The organism is Candidatus Salinivivens marinus, from assembly GCF_965655845.1.
In the GTDB taxonomy this organism is placed as follows: domain Bacteria; phylum Pseudomonadota; class Alphaproteobacteria; order Rhodobacterales; family Rhodobacteraceae; genus Salinivivens; species Salinivivens marinus.
Map to the genome: position 1 here is coordinate 1 of NZ_CBFHHX010000009.1, position 24,867 is coordinate 24,867.

A 24,867-nucleotide genomic window follows, 5' to 3' on the forward strand; every position below is an offset into this window, starting at 1 on the left:
TCCAAGTCATCCAACCCCTTCATGTCAAATGGGTTTTCTAAATTATCTTGGATGTTACTTAACATCACTAAAACAAGACTATAAATAAAGGCCACTACCAGTCCCACGGAATAAAACTCACTACTTAGTGATGCAAAGTAGGGAGAGAATAAGATTGGAAATATAGCCAAAAAAACATTACTGTAGGCTTTCAAACCTCTTGGAGTCCTATACTCCGAAAGACTATTTAGAGTTTCATAACTGGACATTAAATTATTGTAGAAAAATACTAAGCTGGAATCAGGGCGAATTTTAGAAGTTAATTTAAATAACTCCTCAAAATTAGTGTATATTTCTTGTTTTATTAGATTTGTAGATTTCTGGTCTTGTAAATCTTCCTTTATCAGATCAAACAAAGCACTGATAGTTTTTTTCAAACTATCTAGGTTACACGTGTTTTCTTTATCATCTAGTTGCCAATTTTTGGCTATAAAAAATATCGAAGCAAAATTAGAATTAATTGCACCATATTCTTTAAGGGCTAAGTCTCTTCTTTGAAAAGCAGTTCCTATTGTAAAAACAAGAGGGAAGACCACAGCTAATCCAATTAACGAAATAGGTATTTCAGTGACAAATTCATTTTCTATACAATAAATTGTAGCACCTAAAGCAGCTGCGGCTACTATCAAAGTTTTTATAGTTATAACGTATAAAAAGTCTTTTATAGTCAAAATTAAATTTTCCAATAATATACCTATTTTTTAATAAATGTTAAAAACACTTTCATTTCAGGAAAGGCTAGCCGGTGATATTAAGTGGCGCAATAAAAATCTGGCGTGGGACAAATAGCTACAGTTTTTGTACTAGCTGGACGGGGCGAGATTGTTATTTCTAAAGGGTAGCTGTTCATAAAAGGACAACAAATGCGTTTAATTAATAAAATAGCAATGGCCGTTGCAGCGATATGAAAAAGTTTTTTTTATTTTTTGTTGGGTTTTTTCTAATCACATTCAATCTGAGTTTTGCTGAAACGAAAGCCGACCACTCAAGCGAAAAAGTAGAGATTTCAGACATCAATACTGATCATTTAGTATACACCAAAATCCTCTATGATGAAATTTATGATATTGACATCTCTGAGGGACACTATCGTGCCTCCGTCGAAGTTTTGCTCGCGTGGGAGGATGAAAAAACTGCAGAATTTTTAGCTAAGTTTGGCGACGAAATAATTCATGGCGAGGAACTTAATGAATATCTCCATGAAATTTGGTACCCCGAATTTTTTATATCAAATGCTGAAACTCCAAGAACAGTTCATTATAAAACACTAGACGTGCTTGACGGTAAATTTGAATTATTTGAGCGATTTGACGCCGAATTAAGTATTGATGCAGAAATGCCGAAGTATCCATTCGGTGATCTTGATTTATTTTTAGATATCGCGTCATTTTCTGGAAATAAGCAAAAAATGGTTTTTTATCCTGAAAGCATAGAAATTGGCCATCACGATGCTCATCATAAAGTGGTAAAGGGTAATTGGGAGGTAGAAAAAACCATTCTGGAAGAGGAAGGTAGAACAAGTTTAAACCACGGCGGTCATGAAAAATTTTCTTATATTATAGCTCATGTAAATGTAAACCATGGGTTTTTAGATGCCTTACAAAAAATACTATTTCCAATTTTTTCTATAGTATTTCTGTCCTTGTTGATGAACCATTTCTACCCGTCTGGAAACTACGATATTTATAATTGGCGAATTGGTGGTCAATTGACTTTATTTCTCACGATCCCTGCGCTTAAATTCTCATTAGCGGGTGAATTGCCAACAACTCATTATCTGAACTTTACGGATGCATTGTTTATTTGGGCAACGGTCGTAGTAACCTATAATATGATGATCGGAATAATTAGCCATTACAAAATGGCGAATGAAGGTGCCAACACGGGTCGTTCAATCGAAAGGTTTGCAAGGATTTCAAGTCCTTTGGTTGCAGTATTGGTTGTTGGGGTGTTGTTATCTTATATCTTTTAATGATAACTATGTCGGTTTAAGATAGCGAAGAGGGTCGAATTCCGTTTTTTAGGTCAGGAGCCAAGTTAGTGGCGGTCGGCGCCAAACCCTGGTGCAATATCTCCCCATAGGCAACGCCCAATAAATGGATAATGCAAGGTTATAAAGTAAACATATTTGCCATTTAATTGTCCACCGTTACACTGGTCCAGAGCTTCATGATCGTGAGAATAGACATAGTCCTCATTATAAGTACCGTCAAAAGCTCCTCCAGGACCACTAGTTCTCTCTCCAGATCTAAGCGTATATCCTGACTGCACTTTTCTACCCACAAAATGGATTTCAAATCCATCACCAGCGTATCCGATAAAGGAGCTTTCAGGGTTCCCAATCAAGCTTTCAGCGATCCCATGATAATGATACAATCCATTAGGTCCCACGTGACCGTTGTTTATATCTAAGCCTAGTTTATTTTTCGCTCCAAAGATATCAAGCGTCCATCGCTTGTCACCATTGCGACTATGACCACTTTTCGATGACGGATCATAAGATCCTGCGGTATTGGGTCGAAACTGAATCCCATTTAATGCTATCCCTATTGTCCCTTTGATGAATTGTGGTTTGGAATTTTTCTTGGGATTATTTGAAACACACAATTTGATCCTTTGTTCTCTGATGCTATGTGGGTTCGCACGGTTAGGAAATGTCCCTACTTTGTGATCTGGAATGCTATTCGATTCTATACATATCGCATCGCCTTGTGTGATTTTACTTTGGTTTACTTGCGCGAAAGCATACCCAACGGAGAATTTTAAGAAAATGAGAAGTATAATTAAATTGCGCAAACGTGAGTTCCAAACAATGTTTTTTGTTCAAACACTATTTGAAACTTTTAATAAACAGAAACAATAATTACTAAAGAAGAACATTATCCAAGAAAAATATGGGGTTGTGATGATGCGTTGTCAGCAAACACACCGCGTTTCTAAGATGCCAAAGCCTCAACCCCGGCCTGACACAAACTAACGCTGGGTGCCTAATGGGTGCCCGCCGTGGCCGGACACCACAAGCCACCAGAAGCCAAAAACCCAACCATAGTGGCCGTAGACGGACACCACGAACCACCAGAAGACATAAAATAACGGTTTTGAGCCCCGTCAACCGCGCCACTTTTTCACAAAGATTAAAAATTAAATGGAAAATATTGGATTTGTTGCAGCAAGGGCAAATGCTAAAAAAATGCCGTGTAATGTGCCTATTGTATATGATCCGATATTTTTTCTTTGGAATTTTCCTATGTAACCAAATACTAGAAAATAACATATATATATCGGGACAGTTGTGAACATAACGCCATATTTTTCGGGAAAAATTGCTAATAAAATTGAAAATCCTATTAATGGCACGAGCCGAATAAAAATTGCTATGGCAGTAGCTGACATCGAAATAAGTTTTTCGATCGCTACACAAAAAATAGTTAATGGTATTATCATACTCATAAATGCAAAAACTCTATTATTAGAAATAAAGAATGAGCCAATAAAATGGTTGATTAAAATGACTAAAATCGAGAAAGCGACCAACATTTTAATAAATGGATAAAAATTGAATCTTTCTGAATTTTTCCATATTTCTCTGCATAACAGCAAAGTAGCGGCCCCTACTAATCCAAAATATGCTGCGACACTCCCAAAACCGAAGATTGAAAAGAGCTCATATTCAAAGAAGCTCGAGGATAGGGCGATAGTTGGTGAAGAAATGCCAACGACAATTGATTTGACTGAACTGACCCTTGTGTTCTCATTGTAGTTCATCGATGATACCTTACTTCGTGACAATCCATAAGTTATCATAGTTAAACCAAGCAATGTCCAAATAATGTGAGTCGACCAGAGCGTTCTATGAACATTTTCTAGGTTAAACCATTCTGTAATTGTTGCGCTCGTTTGGGGAGAATAGATAACGCTTACATGCCCTGTGTTTTTTGTGAAAGAAGCCTTCCTGCGAACAAGTCCATTAGAATATTCAACATTTTCATCCGCATCTTTAGCTATTAACTTTGTAAATTTTAAAGAATGATTGCGAAGATGTTTTTCAAATTGGCCTGATGTTAGTAATAGGTCCTGAGGAAAATTTTCTGTAACCTTAGTAGAATAAGGCGAAATAGCAGCTATTGATGAAATATTTTGCTTTTCGCTAGCCCGAATAACAATATCTGATGCCATAGAATGGCCAATTAAATTCAATTGAATATCGCTACCGTATTTTGATTTTAATAAATCAATTACCGAAATTACTTGATCAACAAGTTGTTGTGTGGTCCCAGAAAGCTCAGTGGGATTATTTATTAACTTTTGGGAACTGGATCCATGCCCAATGAAATCAAAAATTACAGCATTACTCCCTGCGTTCGCAATGTCGAATGCTAGTTGCCTCATCATTTCTTTGGAACCAGCGTAGCCATGACAAATGATTGTAAAAATTTTTGAGGGCACCTCACTCTGTATTATTTCAATAGTATCGTTGCCTAGGTGCTGAAAATGACTTTTATATGATTGCCTATCGATTTGGATCAGAACCAACAAAAATATCCCAGCAATAAATGTATAGGAAGAAAAGCTATGTAATTTAATCATTAAATGCTCATTCAGTAGCTGAAGTAAGATTCAATTAGGCGTTTGTTAATAGCAAATTTTTCTTACCCACTCTTAATAGTTAGAACTTTTTAAGTTTAATAAAGTTATTTGCAAATTTAATATGTCGATGACATTTTATCATCTTTTGAAATTCAATTTCTAGATCTCAAAGAGTACAATTGTTTCCAATCGCTCGGCTCAATATAAAAGTATCACAGACAATTATAATCATCAAAGTAATTTAACTTGACATCTCGAATAGGGTACGGTGTCTTTGAGCGATGGGATCGGGGGATACTATGGGCAGTCAGAAAATACAGGGATTTAAAATTTCTGAAATAAGTGAGTTAGCCAGGATAGAGTTTAAAAGGAATGAAAAGACAACTCGAAATCATTTGGGTAAGCCAGACAAAAAAATAAAGCAATCTGTTCTGCGTCAGCTTCAAGAGCATAAGAAATTTCTAAAAAATACCTAGAAGCAATAGTATTATTGTAGAATACCAAAAATGATCACGATCCATGCGAGACCAACTGCAATAGCGGATATGGCAACAGCAGCACTGGCAGTATCCTTCGCTTGTTTTGCACGATCTCTTTTGTCCTCAGAGATATCATCAACTACTCGTTCTATGGCAGTATTCATGCATTCCATTGCAATTATCATGATGCCCCCCATTATTATTAGAGACCTTTCAGCCACTGATAAAGGCAGTGAGAAAGCTGCGATCGTGGAAACAGTATTTGCGAAAACCCATTGGTAGATACTTCGCTCAGTGGTCAAAACGTGAGAAAATCCTTCCCAGGACCATATTGCTCTTTGCGTTATGTAACTAATTATCCTTAAAAACATCGAATGCGGCCTGAAGGGATACTAATTTATGTTCACATCAAACTTTCTCTTCGGAACTGAGTTCTGATGCTCTTTGCTCCACCAATTCTACAATATGGTCAATCATTTTGGCGTTTTCTATTCTATGGTCTTGTTTTCCAGCCCAATAAACCATTCCATTTCCTGCACCGCCACCCGTAAAGCCTACATCCGTCATTAACGCTTCACCTGGGCCATTTACAACGCACCCTATTATAGACAAACTCATTGGAGTTTTTATGTGTTCGAGCTTTTGTTCTAAAATTTCAACTGTTTTTATTACATCGAATCCCTGCCTCGCACACGATGGGCAAGAAATTATATTTACACCCCTGTGTCTCAATCCAAGCGATTTTAGTATTTCATATCCGACTTTTACCTCCTGGACTGGATCTGCAGACAAAGATACACGAACCGTATCTCCTATGCCCATCCACAATAAGTTTCCAAGTCCAATCGCAGATTTAATTGTTCCGCTAGTTAGGCCACCTGCCTCAGTAATTCCAAGATGAATAGGCGCATCTGTAGCTTCAGCTAGTGCTTGATAAGCCGCCGCCGCCATAAATACATCCGATGCCTTGCAACTTATCTTGAACTCGTGAAAATCATTGTCTTGAAGAATTTTAATATGGTCCAAACCGCTTTCAACCATCGCATCAGGGCAGGGCTCTCCATATTTTTCCAGAAGATGTTTTTCCAGTGAGCCGGCATTTACACCAATTCTTATAGCACAATTGTTGTCCTTTGCTGCCTTAATAACTTCTTTAACGCGATCTGCTGATCCGATGTTACCAGGATTAATTCTTAAACATGATGCGCCAGCTTCTGCAGACTCAATACCCCTTTTGTAGTGAAAATGAATGTCGGCGACTATCGGCACTGAGCTATTTTTGACAATTTCTTTTAATGCTGCGCTGCTTGCTTCATCGGGAACTGAGACTCGAACTAAATCTGCTCCAGCTTCCGCTGCTGATGTAATTTGTTTAAGGGTTGCTTTGACATCAGTTGTATCTGTGTTTGTCATAGTCTGTACTGATATTGGTGCATCCCCACCAATCGCAACATTCCCAACTTTTATTTGCCTAGAACGCCGCCTCTCTATGGTGCGCCAGGGACGAACATGGTTGATAGACATACTAATCCTCGAATGTTACCACTCTATTGCTTGTAAGGCTAAAACTAAGTTACGATTCTAGCAAGGCACCTATTGATCAAGTGACTCAGCAGTGAAGCTATTTAATCCTAGCTCGGCAACTAACTTCTGCAAATCTGGATCACTTTTTATTTGTGCGGGTTCATAACTCAAGATTATAGATTGAGGATCCAAAGTGACATCTTTCACAACATTTACACCTTTACCGGCAGGACCATACAGAACGCCATCTATTGCCATATAAACATAGCCAGACATACCGGCTAGTAGTTTAGGGGCGCTCTCGGTCTGAGGAAGGGCAAATTCAACTCCTGGTTGCATCAAATTTTTGTAAATTACAGATCCATCAGCTGCGACAATTTCGATCCAAGCCTCTTTTGAGGTAACTAATGTTACAACCGGAGGAGTGTCGGCAGATACTTTAGGAAAGTTTATTTGAAGATTTTCATCGGTACTATTTTTTCTGGGTATTAAATCAGAAATAATTTCTTCGATTCCAATTTCTTTGCTGGATGGAATTGGCGCAAAAAGCCCAAATTGATTTGGATCTAGCTTAGATATAGGTTCGTCTCGGGCGACAATGACGGGTTGATCTAGTGCAGTTGATCTGTAAATTCTGTTAATCCTAGATGACCCTTCCTGAAAATTTTCTGTATTGTCCAGCATAGGATTATTTGTAATATTCAGTGCTGTAGGTAAGTTTTGCAGCTCTGTAAGTACTACAGGCTGACTTTCTGTAGGAGTTATATCAACTTTTTGTATTTCTTGAAAAAACGACCAAGCTCCATATCCTAGGGCTGAAACTAAAGCGATCGTAACACAAAGAGAACCTACGGCACCTGGTTCAATATTTTCATACCATTTTTGTTGCTTTGGTAAATATGCTGTAGTCGGCTTGATGAATATACTATCTTCTAGATTCCTATTGCCGTATTTTTTTTCTTTCTCTTTTGCACTTTCCTTTGCCATGCCATGCATGGTCTGAAAGCCACTTTCATTGCAAAAAAGTGTATAGATAATGTCTGGATCTAGCTCAAGATAGCGCGCGTATGATCTAACAAAACCGGCAATAAAGCCCTGGGATTCAAATACTGTCGGATCGCAGTTTTCTATTGCTGCTACATAGTTGGCCTTAATCTTCAATTCTTTTTCGACATCAAGTAATGACTTGCCTAATGTAGCACGCTCACCTCTCAAAATATCCCCAAGACGAAAGTCATAATCATCGAACCCTTTAGGGTGCGCTGTTCGAGAAGTTTCGCTACCTTTGGGCTCTCGCCATTTCATATTTCACTCAACCAAAAATATTTGAAGTCGATTCGCAAATTGCATGCCAAATACCTAGCACAATTACTATATAATGCACATATCCGTTAGATTGTGCTGCTAGGCAGTAAGTTCAGTCCTGTTCAGTGCGCAATGAGACCAGAGTTCGTCCATAGCTCTCACCAAATAATCGATTTCCTGGATTCCATGCACTGGAGAAGGTGTAAAGCGCAATCTTTCTGTTCCTCTGGGTACAGTTGGGAAATTTATAGGCTGAACATAGATTTTGTGGTTTACTAATAATAGATCAGATAGTTTCTTGGTATGAACTGGATCACCTACAATAACGGGTACGATATGAGACCCATGATCAATAATTGGTAATCCCAGACTTTTTAAACGCATTTTTAGTATCTTCGCGTTCAATTGATGTTTGTCTCTAACCTCTTGGTGTTCTCTCAAATATCGAACTGAAGCTAAAGCGCCGGCCACTAAAGCTGGAGATAGTGAGGTTGTAAAGATAAAACCCGGGGCATAACTTCTGATTGCATCACAAACCTTTGCACTTGCTGCAATATATCCACCCATTACCCCGTATGCTTTTGCGAGGGTTCCATTGATTATATCTATTCGGCCCATTAGCTCTTCTTGCTGTGCGACCCCTGCTCCGGTGGCTCCATACATGCCTACCGCGTGGACTTCATCTATATAGGTCATGGCCGAAAACTCTTCAGCCAAGTCACAGATCTCTTTAATCGGTGCAAAGTCACCGTCCATTGAATAAATTGATTCAAATGCTATCAATTTTGGGTTTGAACTATTGTCTTCTTGTAAAAGTCTGCGAAGATGCTTCATATCATTATGCTTGAAAACCCTTTTTTCGCCACCATGTCTGCGAATACCTTCAATCATGGAGGCGTGGTTTAGCTCATCCGAGTATATTATCAAATTAGGTAGTAATTTTGCTAATGTAGATAGTGTTGCATCATTTGCAATGTAGGCACTTGTAAACAGTAAAGACGATTCTTTGGAGTGAAGGTCCGCCAACTCTCTTTCAAGTTCTTTGTGGTAAACAGTTGTTCCGGAGATATTTCTTGTCCCGCCTGAACCGGCTCCTGCTTCGTCGAGCGCCTCGTGCATAGCTTCAAGGACTAAATTATTTTGCCCCATTCCCAGATAATCGTTTCCGCACCAAACTGTTATTTTGTCTAGGTCACCGTTTGGCGTTTTCCATGCTGCGTACGGAAAATTCCCGCGTTCGCGTTCTATATCAATGAAGGTTCTATATCGGCCTTCTTCGTGCAAACGATTTATAGCAGCTTCAATATGATCTTCATAGTTCATTATTTTCTCTTCCACTTGGGTCGTTTGAAAGCATACTTTCTGACATTCCGTAAAACAACATATTCATAAAATTAAATATGTCAAAAAAATAAACATTTCACTTTCGATTTGAGTAATAGATAGCAGGAGTTTAAGAAGAAGCTAGTTAAAAAATGGTGCTGATTGACGCATCTGGTTGAGTAATTCGTACCCAATATATAAAAGTTAAAATAAAAAGATTGAATAAATATTAGACTGTTCAGGTTACAAATTTGCGACTATGATATTGTTAACTATCTCTTTGGGTTTAAGAAATAATTCGTAAATAACAAACATCGGGCTTTGCATGTTTGGAGGATTTAAAAAACATCGTTTAGTTTTAAAAGATTGTGATATATTCTTTGTTGATAACGGCAAGGGTATCCCTGTCGTCCTCTTACATGGATTTCCTCAAACCCACGCGATGTGGGCTAATGTAGCCCCGTTACTATCAAACGGCTATCACGTTATTTGCCCTGACCTACGCGGATATGGTCAATCAGCTAAGCCACTAGGTTATGAAAATTATACTTTTCGCAATATGGCAAAAGATGTCGTTGCTATTTTAAAATCCCGAAATATCAAAAAGGCGCATATCATTGGCCATGACAGAGGTGCTCGAGTTGCATATCGGCTGGCCATAGATAATCCAGAATTAGTATCTTCCACGATGTTTATGGATATAGTCCCAACGAAGACAGTATTTACCGAGCTATCTGCATCATTAGCTTTCTCATACTATCATTGGTTTTTTCTATCCCAACCTTTTCCAGTTCCTGAAAAACTTATAGAAAGGGACCCTGATCAATTTTATAATAGCTGTCTCCAAGGATGGGGTGCCACTGGCATTAATGCTTTTTCAAAAAACCAACTAAATGCTTATCAAAAAAGCTGGAAAAATAAATCCTGTATCCGCGCAATGTGTGATGATTATAGAGCAGCATATCACATTGATCAGCATCATGAGGCTGCTGACGGTAATTCCCCAATTAAAGTACCATTTGCCGCTGTATGGGGGAGGGATGGGGTTATGGCAAAAACGTTTGATATGGACTCTGTTTGGAAAACAAAAGGGAAACTTTATTCAGGGATAGAAATGCCAGGGGGGCATTTTTTTGTTGATCAATATCCCTTGGAGACTGCTGAAATGATCGACAATTTTATAAAAAAAGTAGGGGTGACAAACTGAAACTTTTGTCTCGTCATTTTTTTCTCTCGGATTGAGCCACCTGTAAAAGCATCTCTAAAGGTACAAATCCACGCAGAAATTGGCTACCCAAAATAAATGTTGGTGTCCCACTGATTTGAAGTTTTTTAGCTAATTCTGCAGTTCGAGAAATTTCCTTTAAAACTGCATCGGATTTCATTTCTTTAAGAAGTTCATTGGGGTCTAGTTTTAGTTCTGTGGCTATTCTTCGAAGATAAATTTCATTCGGCTCTGCAGTAAGTGTCAAAAGGATCTCATGAGCTAATTTATATTTCTCTGATCCACCAATATTCTTAACTGCTATTGCGAATTTTGAGGTAGTAAGTGAAGCTTCCCCTAAAATAGGAAATTCTTTAACAATAAATCGAATATTGTCATCTTCTTTCAGTAATTCTCTAACTATTTCAGCGGCTTTTCGACAATAGCTACATTTATAATCTACAAATTCCACCAACGTTATATCGCCGTCTAAGTTTCCTCCGACATAAGAGTAATTGTCATAAAATATATCTTCATAATTGGATTTGATCAGCTCTTCATCTTCAAGAATTTCGATTGCCGCTTCCCGCTTTCTAACAAGATCGGCAGCTTCAAAAATTATATCTGGGTTTTCAAGAATGTATCGTCGAATTTCTTTTTGCAAAACTTCTCGATCTGTATTTGTTAAATTGTTTAAATCTAGCGCAATCACCATTGAACTGAATGCAAAGAGAAATATTGACGTTAATAGTGCTTTATACAAAATTTTACCAAACTTAAGTGCGCTGCAAGTGACTTGATCTAAGATCAACTCTCCGATTTTTTGAACGTGTTAAAGGCGTTTTAAAGCTATTCTTAAAAAGTTCAACTTGTCTCTTTAATATATTATATATCTTTTTGGGTATACAGTAATTACAATTGATTTGAACTTTAAAAAGAACTTTTGGAATATTAGGATGAAGAACTCAGCTCGTGGTAGAGTGGATCCATTTATCGTTATGGATGTTATGGAGGCCGCCCGACAAATTGAGAAATTAGGGCATGAAGTAATACATTTGGAGGTTGGGCAGCCTGGCACTGGAGCCCCCACCTTGGCTAAAGAAAAAGTGATAAATGGTTTGTCTGACTCTACGATGGGTTACACTGTTGCGTTGGGTATCCCAGAATTAAGAGAAAAAATAGCTGATTTATACTGGCGATGGTACAAAATTAAAGTCGATCCAGGCAGAATTATAGTAACACCTGGTTCATCGGGATCATTTATACTCGCCTTCACAGGGCTATTTGATGTCGGTGATACTGTGGGAATAGGATCGCCTGGCTACCCAAGTTACAGGCAAATTCTCAAAGCTCTTAGTCTAAATACGTGTGCGATAAAGACAACAAATGATAATAAGTTCCAACCTGTAGCTACTGACATTATCGATAATAACCTTGATGGTTTACTAATTGCTTCACCAGCTAACCCAACAGGATCTATGTTAAATAAAGATGAACTTGAGGGGCTGATGGAGGCATGTGATCGGAAGCAAACAGTTTTCATTAGCGATGAAATTTATCATGGAATTGAATATGATGCGAGGGCTGTATCCGCTTTAGAAATTTCTGATGACTGTTTTGTTATAAATTCATTTTCCAAATATTTTTCCATGACCGGTTGGAGATTAGGGTGGATAGTCGTTCCTGATGATTACATTCGGCAATTCGAAAGATTAGCACAAAATCTATTTATTTGCGCGCCCCACATATCACAAGTCGCGGCTCTGGGCGCATTGGATTCTCATGATGAGTTAAATCAAAATCTCAAAACATATAGAGCAAATCGAGCTTTGCTAATACAGCAACTACCCAAAATCGGTTTTAAAAAATTTGCCCCTCCAGATGGTGCTTTTTACTTTTACATAGATGTTTCGGAGTATACAGATAATAGCCTAAATTTCTGCAAAGCAATTTTGGAAGAGGTGCGTGTAGCAATAACTCCAGGGAGTGATTTTGATCCGGAGCGTGGACTTGAAACTGTTCGGTTGTCGTACGCTTGCAGCACTTCAGACCTAAAGAAGGGATTAAGACGACTTAATAATTTCATGAGCAATTACAGACTTTAAAATGAAATATATAAAAATATTGTTTTTGTTGTACCTGATATGGGCAAATTTCGGACCTAAAATTGGTAGCCATCCAATATTTCAAATGGCGAATGCTTCAGATTTCAATGCTATTTATGATTTCCGATTAAAATTGGATGAGGCGGTACCATTCAGAGTTTATAGTTTTAATCATCCCAATAGGATTGTCCTTGAATTGCATACATCTGCTGTCAAAGGTCTTGAAAATTTAGAAGTAACAAGTTCACCACTTTTAGGAGAAATAAAATTTTCGAAAGGTTTAGATGGGTGGTCAACTATTTCTATCGAATTAGCCAAACCAGCAAAAGTCCACAATCTAACCATGGACCAACATAAATTGCACGGTTTGGATGCAGAACTAAGTTTTGCACTGGTTCCAATCGAACAGGAAGATTTCAATAAAATGGTTAGAGTTTTTGCTGACGACCGCTTTGATACGTTACCAATCGGTTTGAAAAATGAGGACTTTGAAAATACAAATAATAATTTGACTGTAGTTATTGATCCGGGTCACGGTGGATTAGATCCCGGTGCGAAGGTTGAAAGTATTCGAGAATCAGATTTAATGCTCACTTTGGCTAGGGTGGTAGCGGAAGAAATGAACGCTCTTGATAACACAACCGTCATTCTAACTAGAAAAACCGATGAATTTACTTCATTGGATAAAAGACTTACATTAGCAGTTCAAGTTGGTGCCGATCTATTTATTTCTTTGCATGCAGACACTGTTAAAAAGGGTAAGGCGTCTGGATCAACTGTCTACACTCTATCAAACGAAGCTTCTGACAAAGCGAGTGCAAGATTGGCTGCCAGGCATGGTGGAAACGAACTTATTTCTGGTCTAGATCTTTCAGGCGCAGAAACAGCAGTAACATCTACCTTAATGGGTCTGTTGAGACGGGAGAATACTGTGCGATCCAATACATTGTCAAAATCAATTATAGAAAATTTGGAAACCTTTGATATTAAGCTAAACCCTAAACCTTCACGAAAGGCAAACTTTTCTGTACTAAAGCTACCTAGTGTACCCTCAATTTTGATCGAAACTGGTTTCATGTCTACGAGTTCTGATTTAAAAAACTTACAAGATCAAGAGTGGGCTGAGAAATTTGCGTTAGCGATATCTTCAGGAATTTTAGAGTGGATTGAAGAGGATCAGTTGTTTGCAAAGAATAGAATGAAATGACGCGGAACATAAAATATAATGCTCGAACTGAGGTTACCATTTTTCATAAAGCTGCGAATTATAGAATTGCTTAGTCAATTTGTTCGCAGTGTGTTCGGCTTTTTGGGCACTATTTTTACTCTTATTACTATGAGTACCATTGTTTGTGGGCTGTCTTTAGGTGGTATTTTTTGGGTTTATGGCCGCGATTTGCCAAGCCATGAATTTCTTGCTCAGTACAAACCTCCAACTATTAGCCGAATTTATTCCGCGGAGGGAAAAATAATTGATGAATTTGCAAAAGAAAGACGGTTATTTACGCCAGCAAATCAAATCCCAGATTTGATAAAAAATGCGTTTATTTCCGCAGAAGATAAAAATTTTTATGAGCATCCGGGTTATGATATGAGAGGTATTTTAGCCGCTTTAGTCGATGCAGTTCAGTCGAGAGGTAAGCGAATACGGGGAGCATCAACAATAACGCAGCAAGTTATGAAGAATTTCCTACTGGATCGTTCTCGAAGAGCGGAGCGAAAGGTTAAAGAGATAATATTGGCTACTCGTATTGAGAGAAGTTTGACAAAAGAACAAATTCTCGAACTTTACTTAAATGAGATCTTCTTGGGTCAGAATTCTTATGGAGTAACAGCTGCTTCTCAGACTTACTTTAATAAAACTTTAGATGAATTAGCTCCACATGAAGCAGCATTTCTGGCTGCTTTGCCTAAGGCACCATCAGATTATCATCCTGTTCGTGAGAAAGAACGTTTATTGGAAAGGCGTAATTATGTTTTGAAAGAAATGTTCCAGAATGGTTATCTTCCTAAGAGAATTTATGAGTATGAATTAACACAACCCATAAAATCGGTGCAGGGTCGGGATTATACAGGTTTTCGATCCAGATTGCCTAGTCGTAACTACTTCACAGATGAAATAAGAAGGCAACTCAGCGGGACTTTTGGAGAAGAAGAGTTCTTTACGGGAGGTCTGACGGTGCGATCGACTTTTGATCCAATTTTGCAGCAAAAAGCTGCTCTGGCTTTACAGAGAGGTCTTCAACAATATGACCGTAAGCAAGGCATTTGGCGAGGTACTGGCAAAAAGATACCGTTTGCAATTTTAAGTGATGAGGCAAAGTGGCAAAATTCATTGGCTAGTTTAAATCTACCTAGGGACATAAATTTAGATGGTCAATGGATCCCAGCGGTTATTCTTGGAATTGAAAATTCTGAATTGCGTATTGGCATTGAGGGGATTGAGGATACAGCTGAAGGTAATTGGATTCCACCAACTGATATGACTTGGATTAAAAAGGTTTTTGCTTCGGGAAAGCTGGTAGATGTAGTTGGGCAATTTTCAGATTTTGTTAATATTGGAGATGTTGTTCTAGTCCGAAGGCTTAATGATCAGGATGGTAATTTTTCGCATTGGAGTTTGCGGCAAGTTAGTGAAGTTCAAGGCGCCTTTATGGCAATGGACGTCAACAATGGACGCGTTATTGCAATGCAGGGGGGCTTCTCTTATGAATCGTCGGTTTTTAACCGCGCTACACAAGCAAAAAGGCAGCCTGGATCCAGTTTTAAACCATTTGTTTACGCCTCAGCTTTAGATAGCGGGTATTCTCCAGCTACAGTTGTTGTAGATGCTCCAATTGAGATCGATACCCCTCAAGGTTTGTGGCGTCCCAAGAATTCGAATGATAAATTTTATGGTCCAACTCCACTTCGGACTGGAATAGAAATGTCACGAAATCTCATGACAATTCGTTTAGCTCGAGAGGTGGGTCTAGATATAATTGCGGAGTATGCTGAAAAATTTGGCGTATATGATAATATGAAAGAATTCCTTGCAAACTCTCTTGGTTCCGAGGAAACAACATTATATCGGATGGTAGCAGCCTACGCCATGTTTGCAAATGGTGGCGAAAGAGTTATGCCTACTATGGTAGATAGAATACAAGATCGATATGGTAAAACTATATTTAAGCATGATCAGCGAATTTGCTTAGATTGCGGAATTGATCAACTATCTTTGGGAGATGTTCCTACGATTTTAACTAATAGAGAGCGCGTTATGGACCGAATAACAGCTTACCAGTTAACATCTATGATGGAGGGGGTAGTCTCTCGTGGCACCGCTAGAAGGACAGTTAATCTAGCAGTTCCAACCGCAGGAAAAACTGGCACTACCAATGAAGCAAAAGATGTCTGGTTTTTAGGCTTCACGTCCAACATTGTGGCAGGCTGCTACATTGGGCATGACATTCCGCGGCCTTTGGGACGGGGGTCCGGGGGTGGTTCCATGTGTGGTCCTGTTTTTAATGAGTTCATGTCCGCTGTATCGGAGATTTATGGAGGAGCTGATTTTATAATACCGCAAGGCGGTAAGTTTATAAAAATCGATAGATACTCTGGAGAGCGGCTTCCAGATCATGCCGACGGTGAGCACGTTGTTGCGGAATTTTTTCGGGATGGTGAGGAACCAAAGTTTGGCTTAACTTTTGATGGGGGCTTTGCAATGGGTAGTAATTTTACCTTGATCAAGCCCGGTGAAACAGTTCTTCGAGAAATCAAAACAACCACTGGGGAAACAGTTCTAGTAGCCCCTAAAGCAACGTTGGGAACTTTAAGCGCAGGCGGTTTATACTGAGCTTGCTCTTGACGTATCACTGGTTTAACTAACTTCCTGACTGCTAGTGGGGTAAGTTTCAGATATGCGCGCTGACATACAAATTATTATTAGTGAAATCGACAAATCTCTATCGCTCTTAAGGCAGAGGCTTGATTGGGATAATGTTAGAAAAAAGCGAGAAGAGTTTGATGCTTTGACGGAAGATCCTGATCTTTGGAATGAACCTGATAAAGCCCAAAAGCTTATGCGGGAACGGCAGAATTTTATTGATCAGGTGGATGCTCATGATGCAATGAGTACTGAATTGAAAGAGAACATTGATTTAATCGAATTAGCTGAAATCGAAGCTGATGAAGAAATATTGCAAGAAGTAGTTACAGCTTTACAACTGCTCAAAAACAGGGCCTCAGCGAAAGAATTAGAGGCTTTATTGAACGGTGAGGCAGATGGCAATGATACATTTCTTGAGATTCATGCTGGAGCGGGAGGTACAGAAAGTTGTGATTGGGCAGGAATGATTTCTAGGATGTATGTAAGGTGGGCTGAAAGGTCAGGTTATAAAGTTGAACTTCAGTCAGAAACGGCCGGTGATGAAGCGGGACTTAAATCTGTAAGTTACAAAATCTCTGGTCAAAATGCCTATGGATGGCTCAAAACTGAAAGTGGTGTGCACCGATTAGTAAGAATTTCACCTTTTGACTCAGCCGCAAAAAGGCACACCTCTTTTTGCTCAGTATGGGTTTACCCCGTTGTAGATGATAATATTGATATTGATATCAGTCCTAACGACATCAGGATTGATACTTTTCGTTCATCTGGAGCGGGGGGACAGCATGTGAATACAACAGACTCCGCAGTTCGGATAACACATAATCCCACTGGAATCGTTGTCACAAGTTCTGAAAAGTCGCAGCATCAAAATCGGGATATAGCGATGAAGGCACTAAAGTCTAGGCTTTACCAGATGGAGTTAGACCGTAGAAATGCTGCAATTACGGAAGCACATGAGAATAAAGGTGATGCCGGTTGGGGTAATCAAATCAGGTCATATGTGCTTCATCCATACCAAATGGTTAAAGACTTAAGAACTTCTTATGAGACTTCGGATACGAAAGGCGTGCTAGACGGCAATATTGATGAATTTATGGCAGCAACGTTAGCCCTTGATTTATCTGGTAAATCGAGAGCAGAGGCAACATCTTGAAATTGATAACTTTTAATTTAAAGTACTAAGAGCTTTTGGATAAGTGATTGATAAACAGTGGATATTTTAAACAAAGAGGCTTGGGAACAAAAAGCGCTTATTAAGGCTGGAGCGCTGAGTGTTTCAGAATTAATGCAGGAGACTTTAGCTCGCATAGAGTTAGTCAATCCTAAAGTTAACGCTTTAGTTAATATATTGAGTAAAGAGGCCTGTGAGAAGCTGACATCAGCAGAGTGCCCTCTTGGGGGGGCTTTGGGCGGGATGCCCATGGCAATTAAAGATCTAGCGAATGTAAAAGGTTTTAAAACTACCGAAGGATCTCCTTTGTATTCCGAGAGAGTAGCTCGAAAAGATGATCAAATGGTTGCTCGATTAAGAGCCGCAGGAGCATTATTTATTGGAAAGACAAATACGCCTGAGTTTGGACTGGGCAGTAACACCTTCAACCCGGTGTACGGTAAAACTAAAAACCCGTATGATCTCACCAGGACATGTGGTGGCTCGTCTGGAGGAGCTGCAGTCGCGTTAGCCGCCAGAATGCTAAGTATTTCTGACGGATCTGATATGATGGGGTCTCTAAGAAACCCAGCTGCTTGGAATAATGTTTATGGTCTGCGTCCTACTTGGGGACTTGTTCCTCCTGAGCCATCAGGGGAAATCTTCCTGTCTCAGCTCTCAACTTTAGGTCCAATGGCCCGATCGCCAAAGGATTTGGCTTTGCTTTTGGATGTTCAAGCAAATTATTTTGACAATAAGTCTTATGTTTCACAGAGTAAGAGTTTTTCGAATTTTACAGCACAACCACGTATGAAAGGTATCAAGATTGGATGGTTAGGGGATTGGGGTGGAACACTAACTTTTGAGGATGAATTGCTAGATCTAGCGCAAAATGCCTTGAACGAAATGTCTTCGCTCGGTGCGACTATTCACGATCTAAAGGCTCCATTTGCGATGAATGACATTTGGACGTCTTGGTGCGATTTACGTGCCTGGCAAATTACGAACGGATTGAGAGATATTTACGAAGATATCGAGAAGCGGAAGAATTTAAAGCCTGAGGCTGTTTGGGAAATCGAAAATGGTTTGTCCTTATCAGGTCAAGATATATATACTGCGGCTTTGAAGAAGTCGAAATGGTATAACTCGGCATCAGAGCTCTTTGAAAAATTCGATTTACTTGTTTTGCCGAGTACTCAGGTGTGGCCATTTGATCTGGCAGAAATTTATCCAGTGTCTATTAAAAATGAAAAAATGGATACTTATCACAGATGGATGCAAGTAACCATCCCAGCAGGTTTGCTAGGTTTGCCTGTTGTCAATATACCAATTGGATTTGGTAAAACAGGTTTGCCAGCCGGAATACAACTCATAGGCTCGAAAGGATCCGATGGCTATATTTTAAGTATTGCCCAAGCATGGCATGAGCACACAAAATGGCCTTATGTAAATATTCCAAATTTTAATTAGAAAAGAAGCTTTTTATGATTTTGAATTATTTGGTTTGAATGTTCTGGTCTGGTTTCCATCTGCCATAATAATAAGATTTACATTGCGGATAAGGTACCCTTTATATAAGCCGTTATCAAAAAGGAGATTTTTTATGGCTCTTGCTTTCATCGCACCAGGGCAGGGTGCACAGTTCATAGGGATGGGTCTAGAACTGGCTGAGTCATATCCTCAGTCGCGCCTTGTTTACGAAGAGGTTGACGACGCTTTGGGTGAGAAATTAAGCGATCTGATTTGGCACGGGTCAATAGATGATTTAACACTGACAGAGAATGCGCAGCCAGCGTTGATGGCGACCACTTTAGCGGCCTTCAGGGCTCTTGAGTCTGAGGGCTTAAAAGTAGAGGACGCCAAATTCGTGGCTGGACATTCCTTAGGTGAGTATTCCGCCTTAGCCATGGCTGGGTCTTTATCAATAGGCGATGCAGCCAAATTGCTTCGTATTCGCGGCAGAGAAATGCAAAACGCGGTTCCTGTTGGAATTGGCGCTATGGCTGCTATTTTGGGTCTGACCTACAGCGATTTAGTGGAGGTAGCTAAAAAAGCTGCTGATAATGAGGTTTGTCAAGCGGCTAACGATAACGACCCCTCTCAAGTTGTTGTTTCTGGGCACAAAGATGCAGTGGAAAGAGCAATAGAAATTGCAAAAGACATGGGTGCAAAGCGTGCAGTGCTTCTGCCAGTTAGTGCGCCATTTCATAGTGAGCTAATGGCTCCAGCCGCTCTAAAAATGGAAGACGCACTTTCAAATACCTCTGTAGCAGACCCGGAGGTTCCTGTGGTTTCTAATGTAAAAGCGCAAGCAGTAGCTTCAGCTGTTGAAATTCGCAGTTTGCTCGTAGCACAAGTTACTGGGGTTGTTAGGTGGAGAGAGTCAATTGAGTGGATGGCGAGTAATGGAGTAAAAGAAATGTGGGAAATTGGTGCAGGAAGAGCACTTTCTGGAATGGTGCGTCGGATTGATCGCTCTATTTCATGTTCATCTGTGTCCAAACCTGAAGAAGTTAAAAAAGTAATTCTTTCACAAAATGAGATGAGATAATGTTTAATTTAAATGGTAAAAATGCACTCATTACTGGTGCTTCTGGGGGAATTGGAAGGGCTATTGCGGAGACGCTTCACGCATCTGGAGCCAGGTTAACCATTAGTGGCACTCGCATGGAACCTTTGGAGGAACTTGCAAATAGTTTAGGTGATAGGGTTCAAATAATGGGCTGCGATTTATCTAATGGCGTTGAAGTTGAAAATTTATATAAAGGCGCTCAGGAAAAAATGGGTTCGGTAGATATTTTGGTAAATAATGCCGGCATAACAAGAGATAATTTATTCTTAAGAATGACAGATGAGGACTGGGCTAGTGTTTTGGAGGTAAATCTGACTTCCACTATGAGGCTTTGTCGTGGAGTGTTAAGAGGAATGATGAAGTCGAGATGGGGCCGAATTGTAAATATTGGCTCAGTAGTTGGTTCTACTGGCAATCCTGGTCAAGGAAACTACGCTGCCTCCAAGGCAGCACTAGTTGGTATGTCGAAGTCTTTGGCTAATGAAGTAGCTTCTCGAGGCATAACGGTAAATTGTATTGCGCCAGGTTTTGTAAAAACTGCTATGACTGAAAAGTTGAACGAGAAGCAACAAGAGGCAATCAAATTGCAAATACCAGCCGGAAGAATGGGAGAAGTATCAGATATAGCTTTTGCTGCGTTATATCTGGCATCCGAAGAAGCATCTTATATTACTGGATCAACTCTACATGTAAATGGTGGTATGGCGATGCTTTAATTCCCTTTGGATACTAGCTCTAGGCGATGATAATCTTTGCAAGTTAGAATTTTAAAATCGTGCCGCTTGATTTTAATTTTTTAAAAAAATTAAGTAAAAATGTTTGCCAATTGCTCGTGCTATGATATAGGCGGCTCATAAAATCGGGCAGAATTTCAGAATTGCCAAGTTTCCAGTTAGGATGTAGAAACTAGCTGGGCTATGTAACGGCCCATTCTGGGCGAAACGGGCTTGGCCCATTATTTGATGAGGGAAATACTATGAGTGATATCTCAGACCGCGTGAAAAAAATTGTTGTCGAGCATCTAGGGGTCGATGAAGATAAAGTAGTTGATAATGCGTCTTTTATTGATGATTTAGGTGCAGACAGTTTGGATACAGTTGAGTTAGTAATGGCATTTGAAGAAGAGTTCGGTATAGAAATCCCAGACGATGCCGCTGAAAATATCCAATCATTCGGCGATGCCGTTAAATTTATCGAAGACGCGTCTTAGTATTTTCAAGTTAATAGTGATTACTGCCCTTGTCATAGGACAAGGGCTTTTTATTATGCGATTTTGTTGCTGGCCTTGCTCAACGAGCATTAGTCGAGTTATTAAGTATTCTAAAATGCTTTAAACAAAGGAATTAACATGCGTCGAGTAGTGGTAACGGGTCTTGGTTTAGTAACGCCATTAGCTTGTGGCGTTTCGGACACCTGGGCCAGGCTTATAGCTGGTCAATCGGGCGCCGGTAAAATTACTAGATTCGATCCGTCAAGAGTTACTACAAAATATGCCTGTGAGGTTCCTTTTGGGGATGGGGCAGATGGGACATTTAATCCCGATGACTGGATGGAGCCAAAAGAACGCCGTAAAGTGGATGATTTTATTCTGTATGGAGTTTCCGCCGCAGAACAGGCGGTTACTGATGCTGGTTGGAAACCTAATAATGAAAAAGACTTAGAACGAACTGGAGTTATGATAGGATCAGGGATTGGTGGTTTAAACTCAATTGCTGAAACTGCCGTTTTGATCCATGAAAAGGGTCCAAGACGTGTATCCCCGTTCTTTATACCCGGAGCATTAATTAATCTTATATCTGGCCAAGTAAGCATAAAGTATGGTTTTAAAGGCCCAAATCATTCTGTAGTCACAGCCTGCTCTACAGGCGCACATGCCATCGGCGATGCAGCTCGTCTGATAATGACCGATGACGCTGATGTAATGATAGCCGGGGGCGCAGAAGCATCAATATCAGAAATAGGTATTGCTGGATTCAATGCTTGTAAGGCATTATCAACCAAATTTGAAAGTGAGCCGACGGCTGCTTCACGGCCCTATGACATGAACCGTGATGGTTTTGTAATGGGTGAGGGTTCAGGAATTGTGGTTTTAGAGGAACTTGAGCATGCGGTTTCTCGAGGTGCAAAAATATATGCTGAGATACTAGGTTATGGCCTTTCCGGAGATGCTTATCACATAACCGCACCGTCAGAAAATGGTGAAGGCGGTGAGAGGGCTATGCGAGCCGCCTTATCAAAAGCAAAACTCGATCCTGAGGATATTAACTACATTAACGCTCATGGGACATCAACTATGGCTGATGTTATTGAGCTTGCAGCGGTTGAAAGATTAATGGGTGATGCCGTTGGGAAAGTAAAAATGTCATCGACAAAATCGATGACAGGACACCTCCTGGGAGCAGCCGGAGCTATAGAAGCTATCTTCTCAATATTAGCCATCCGCGATCAGGTTGTTCCTCCTACTATAAATCTCGACGAGCCAGCTGTAACGACGCAAGTTGATTTAGTCGCCAACCGGAATCAAGAATGTGAAGTTAATTACGCTTTGTCTAATTCTTTTGGTTTTGGAGGTACTAATGCCTCATTGCTTTTGGGTAAACTGCAATAATGTTACGCTCTTTGGCGTCGAACATGCTAACCGTTTTGATTTTTGGCTTTTTCCTGATTGGCGCTATGGGTATTTGGGGTAAGTCGCAATATGTGGCAGAGGGTCCACTTAAAAATGCAATTTGTTTCAAAGTCAAAAGTGGCACCAGCATGCGCACTGTGGTTCAAGACTTGGTTAATGATAAAGCAATTTCTTCAGAATTTGTTTTTAGGGTTGGCATGGAATCCAGTGGTTTGTCGCGAAAAATCAAAGCTGGAAGTTTTTTAGTCCCCGAAAACGCTTCAATGGCGGAAATATCAAAGCGACTTACTGAGTCTGGCATTAGTAATTGTGGTAATCAAATAATTTACCGTGTTGGTGTAACATCGCTAAAAATTGAAATAAGGGATACTGATCCCAATACGGGCAAGATGGTTAAGGTTGGCGATTTTATTTCTGATGAGTTTGCAGATGAAAAAATTAATGAGTTTGCCTCTGAGCACTCCACCAGGTTTAGAGTTACTTTGGCCGAGGGGGTGTCGAGTTGGCAAGTATATAAGGCATTGTCGGAGATAAAATTCTTATTGGGCAAGTTAGAAAATATTCCTGACGAAGGAACTATTGCACCGGCGAGTTATGATTTTGTTATAGGTATGACAAAAGAGGCATTAATTAAAAAAATGCAAGAAAGGCAAGCGTCTATTCTGAACGAAGCATGGAATGCTCGGCAGCCAAATCTTCCAATTAATACAAAACAGGAAGCACTTATTTTAGCCTCAATTATCGAGAAAGAAACATCCTTGAAAACTGAACGAGGTAAAGTTTCATCCGTGTTTGTAAATCGATTATTGCGAGAAATAGCATTGCAAACAGATGCTTCGGTCGTATACGGAATTACCAGAGGAAAAAAAGTCCTTGGTAGGGGGCTTCGCAGAAGTGAGCTAAAAAAAGATACACCCTGGAATACATACGTAAACAAGGGTTTGCCACCTAGCCCAATTGGAAATCCGGGAAAGGCCTCTATACATGCTGCGTTGAACCCCGATATAACTAACTATTTATATTTTGTTGCAGATGGCAGTGGTGGGCATGCTTTTGCTGAAAATTTGCGAGAACATAATATAAATGTTGCAAAGTGGCGAAAGATTGAAAAAACCGATAATTAATCATGAATTATCTTTAAATGATTTGCATCGTTAGAATCTACTGAATTTGAAAATCAATAAATAATATTATATATATCTAACAAGGCTGAGAGCAAAGCTTCAAGAAACAGTAATTATTTGAGTGGAGTAGGAAATCTTATGGGTAAGAAAAAAGAAGTGTTAAACGCACTCGACCCTGTTTGGGAAAGAATTCAGATCGAAGCCAAAGCTGCCGTTGAAAAGGAGCCACTGCTTGGAGGCTCGCTTCACTCCTGCATTCTTCACCACAGTTCAATTGAACAGGCTATGGCCTATCGAATAGCCTCTAAACTTGCGTCGCAAGAAATGAGTGAGCAAATCCTGCGTGAATTATGCGATGATGCTTATAAAAGTGAGGGTGAGCTTTCCATGGCTGGCCGTGCTGACATAGTCGCTGTTTATCAAAGGGATCCTGCTTGCAATACTTATCTCCAACCTCTTTTATTTTTTAAGGGATTCCAAGCCTTACAAGCGTACAGAGTTGCGCATTGGCTTTGGAAGAAGGGTAGAAATGATATGGCTCACTTTCTACAGATGCGGTGTTCTGAAGTCTTTGGTATTGATATACATCCAGGTGCTCGTATTGGTAAAGGAATTATGATCGATCATGCACACTCAATTGTTATTGGAGAAACCGCTGTGGTGGGAGATAATGTTTCTATGCTACATTCTGTAACTCTTGGTGGCACGGGTAAAGATGATGAAATCAGGCATCCTAATATAGGAGATGGTGTTCTTTTGGGGGCGGGAGCTAAAGTGCTTGGTAATATTTCAGTTGGCAGTTGCTCACGGGTTGCAGCGGGATCTGTGGTGTTGCAGAATGTGCCCGAAAAAACAACTGTCGCAGGTGTTCCCGCGAAGGTTGTTGGCGCAGCTGGATGCACTAACCCATCGATCAGTATGGATCAAATAATTAAAAGAAAGTAACTCGTTTATCGGA

Annotated in this window: 21 protein-coding genes; 13 read left to right on the forward strand and 8 right to left on the reverse strand. The window is 39.8% G+C overall.

The annotated features are described in order from the left end of the window. Positions 1 to 725 (reverse strand): hypothetical protein (locus tag ACTF5Q_RS08910; protein ID WP_438954267.1); only part of this gene is annotated, 725 nt, incomplete at its 3' end. A gap of 218 nt (positions 726 to 943) precedes the next feature. On the opposite strand from ACTF5Q_RS08910, the gene ACTF5Q_RS08915 reads away from it, so the two are divergent. Further along, positions 944 to 2,011 (forward strand): hypothetical protein, encoded by a 1,068-nt coding sequence (locus ACTF5Q_RS08915; protein WP_438954268.1) that lies wholly within the window; start codon positions 944 to 946, stop codon positions 2,009 to 2,011. Positions 2,012 to 2,076: 65 nt separating this feature from the next. Here ACTF5Q_RS08915 and ACTF5Q_RS08920 read toward each other — a convergent pair whose 3' ends face one another. The 6 genes from ACTF5Q_RS08920 to hemA all read right to left on the reverse strand — a co-directional run bounded on the left by ACTF5Q_RS08920 (position 2,077) and on the right by hemA (position 9,257). Further along, a complete protein-coding gene (locus ACTF5Q_RS08920) occupies positions 2,077 to 2,835 on the reverse strand; it encodes a YHYH protein (RefSeq protein WP_438954269.1) in 759 nt (252 codons plus the stop codon). Positions 2,836 to 3,180: 345 nt separating this feature from the next. Further along, the gene (locus ACTF5Q_RS08925; protein WP_438954270.1) at positions 3,181 to 4,626 is read right to left on the reverse strand and encodes an alpha/beta hydrolase; all 1,446 of its coding nucleotides are present in this window, start codon (positions 4,624 to 4,626) and stop codon (positions 3,181 to 3,183) included. A gap of 487 nt (positions 4,627 to 5,113) precedes the next feature. Then, complete coding sequence (locus tag ACTF5Q_RS08930; RefSeq protein ID WP_438954271.1) at positions 5,114 to 5,476, reverse strand: diacylglycerol kinase; 363 nt, start codon at positions 5,474 to 5,476, stop codon at positions 5,114 to 5,116. Between the two features lie 37 nt (positions 5,477 to 5,513). Further along, positions 5,514 to 6,629, reverse strand: a complete 1,116-nt coding sequence (ispG, locus tag ACTF5Q_RS08935) for a flavodoxin-dependent (E)-4-hydroxy-3-methylbut-2-enyl-diphosphate synthase (protein ID WP_438954272.1) — start codon at positions 6,627 to 6,629, stop codon at positions 5,514 to 5,516. A gap of 69 nt (positions 6,630 to 6,698) precedes the next feature. Beyond that, positions 6,699 to 7,934: a RodZ domain-containing protein gene (locus tag ACTF5Q_RS08940; protein WP_438954273.1), complete on the reverse strand. Its 1,236-nt coding sequence runs from the start codon at positions 7,932 to 7,934 to the stop codon at positions 6,699 to 6,701. A 99-nt stretch (positions 7,935 to 8,033) separates the two neighbouring features. Continuing rightward, positions 8,034 to 9,257 carry a 5-aminolevulinate synthase gene (gene hemA, locus ACTF5Q_RS08945; RefSeq protein ID WP_438954274.1) on the reverse strand — a complete coding sequence of 408 codons (1,224 nt, stop codon included), beginning with the start codon at positions 9,255 to 9,257 and terminating at the stop codon, positions 8,034 to 8,036. A 325-nt stretch (positions 9,258 to 9,582) separates the two neighbouring features. Here hemA and ACTF5Q_RS08950 point away from each other — a divergent pair, with 325 nt between their 5' ends. Beyond that, positions 9,583 to 10,464 (forward strand): alpha/beta hydrolase, encoded by an 882-nt coding sequence (locus tag ACTF5Q_RS08950; protein WP_438954275.1) that lies wholly within the window; start codon positions 9,583 to 9,585, stop codon positions 10,462 to 10,464. 13 nt (positions 10,465 to 10,477) lie between these two features. Here the strand turns inward: ACTF5Q_RS08950 and ACTF5Q_RS08955 are convergent, their stop codons facing one another. Beyond that, positions 10,478 to 11,224, reverse strand: coding sequence for a DsbA family protein (locus ACTF5Q_RS08955; protein ID WP_438954276.1), 747 nt, complete (start codon positions 11,222 to 11,224; stop codon positions 10,478 to 10,480). Between the two features lie 193 nt (positions 11,225 to 11,417). Between ACTF5Q_RS08955 and ACTF5Q_RS08960 the strand changes: the two genes are divergently transcribed. The 11 genes from ACTF5Q_RS08960 (at position 11,418) to cysE (ending at position 24,854) form a co-directional block, all read left to right on the forward strand. Continuing rightward, the gene (locus tag ACTF5Q_RS08960; RefSeq protein WP_438954277.1) at positions 11,418 to 12,566 is read left to right on the forward strand and encodes a pyridoxal phosphate-dependent aminotransferase; all 1,149 of its coding nucleotides are present in this window, start codon (positions 11,418 to 11,420) and stop codon (positions 12,564 to 12,566) included. 1 nt (position 12,567) lies between these two features. After that, positions 12,568 to 13,773: an N-acetylmuramoyl-L-alanine amidase family protein gene (locus ACTF5Q_RS08965; protein WP_438954278.1), complete on the forward strand. Its 1,206-nt coding sequence runs from the start codon at positions 12,568 to 12,570 to the stop codon at positions 13,771 to 13,773. Positions 13,774 to 13,902: 129 nt separating this feature from the next. Further along, on the forward strand, positions 13,903 to 16,401 hold the full coding sequence (locus ACTF5Q_RS08970) for a penicillin-binding protein 1A (RefSeq protein WP_438954279.1): 2,499 nt from the start codon (positions 13,903 to 13,905) through the stop codon (positions 16,399 to 16,401). Positions 16,402 to 16,465: 64 nt separating this feature from the next. Then, positions 16,466 to 17,587: a peptide chain release factor 2 gene (prfB, locus tag ACTF5Q_RS08975; protein ID WP_438954280.1), complete on the forward strand. Its 1,122-nt coding sequence runs from the start codon at positions 16,466 to 16,468 to the stop codon at positions 17,585 to 17,587. A gap of 57 nt (positions 17,588 to 17,644) precedes the next feature. Next, the gene (locus tag ACTF5Q_RS08980; RefSeq protein ID WP_438954281.1) at positions 17,645 to 19,054 is read left to right on the forward strand and encodes an amidase; all 1,410 of its coding nucleotides are present in this window, start codon (positions 17,645 to 17,647) and stop codon (positions 19,052 to 19,054) included. A 133-nt stretch (positions 19,055 to 19,187) separates the two neighbouring features. Beyond that, positions 19,188 to 20,135, forward strand: a complete 948-nt coding sequence (gene fabD / locus ACTF5Q_RS08985) for an ACP S-malonyltransferase (protein WP_438954282.1) — start codon at positions 19,188 to 19,190, stop codon at positions 20,133 to 20,135. Continuing rightward, positions 20,135 to 20,872, forward strand: coding sequence for a 3-oxoacyl-[acyl-carrier-protein] reductase (gene fabG, locus ACTF5Q_RS08990; protein WP_438954283.1), 738 nt, complete (start codon positions 20,135 to 20,137; stop codon positions 20,870 to 20,872). The genes fabD and fabG overlap by 1 nt, the downstream gene beginning before the upstream one ends. A gap of 260 nt (positions 20,873 to 21,132) precedes the next feature. Next, on the forward strand, positions 21,133 to 21,366 hold the full coding sequence (locus tag ACTF5Q_RS08995; protein WP_020044907.1) for an acyl carrier protein: 234 nt from the start codon (positions 21,133 to 21,135) through the stop codon (positions 21,364 to 21,366). A gap of 138 nt (positions 21,367 to 21,504) precedes the next feature. Next, on the forward strand, positions 21,505 to 22,764 hold the full coding sequence (gene fabF / locus ACTF5Q_RS09000) for a beta-ketoacyl-ACP synthase II (protein ID WP_438954284.1): 1,260 nt from the start codon (positions 21,505 to 21,507) through the stop codon (positions 22,762 to 22,764). Further along, positions 22,764 to 23,909, forward strand: coding sequence for an endolytic transglycosylase MltG (gene mltG / locus ACTF5Q_RS09005; RefSeq protein WP_438954285.1), 1,146 nt, complete (start codon positions 22,764 to 22,766; stop codon positions 23,907 to 23,909). Before fabF ends, mltG begins: the two co-directional genes overlap by 1 nt. 138 nt (positions 23,910 to 24,047) lie before the next feature. Next, a complete protein-coding gene (cysE, locus tag ACTF5Q_RS09010) occupies positions 24,048 to 24,854 on the forward strand; it encodes a serine O-acetyltransferase (protein ID WP_438954286.1) in 807 nt (268 codons plus the stop codon). Positions 24,855 to 24,867: the final 13 nt, after the last annotated feature.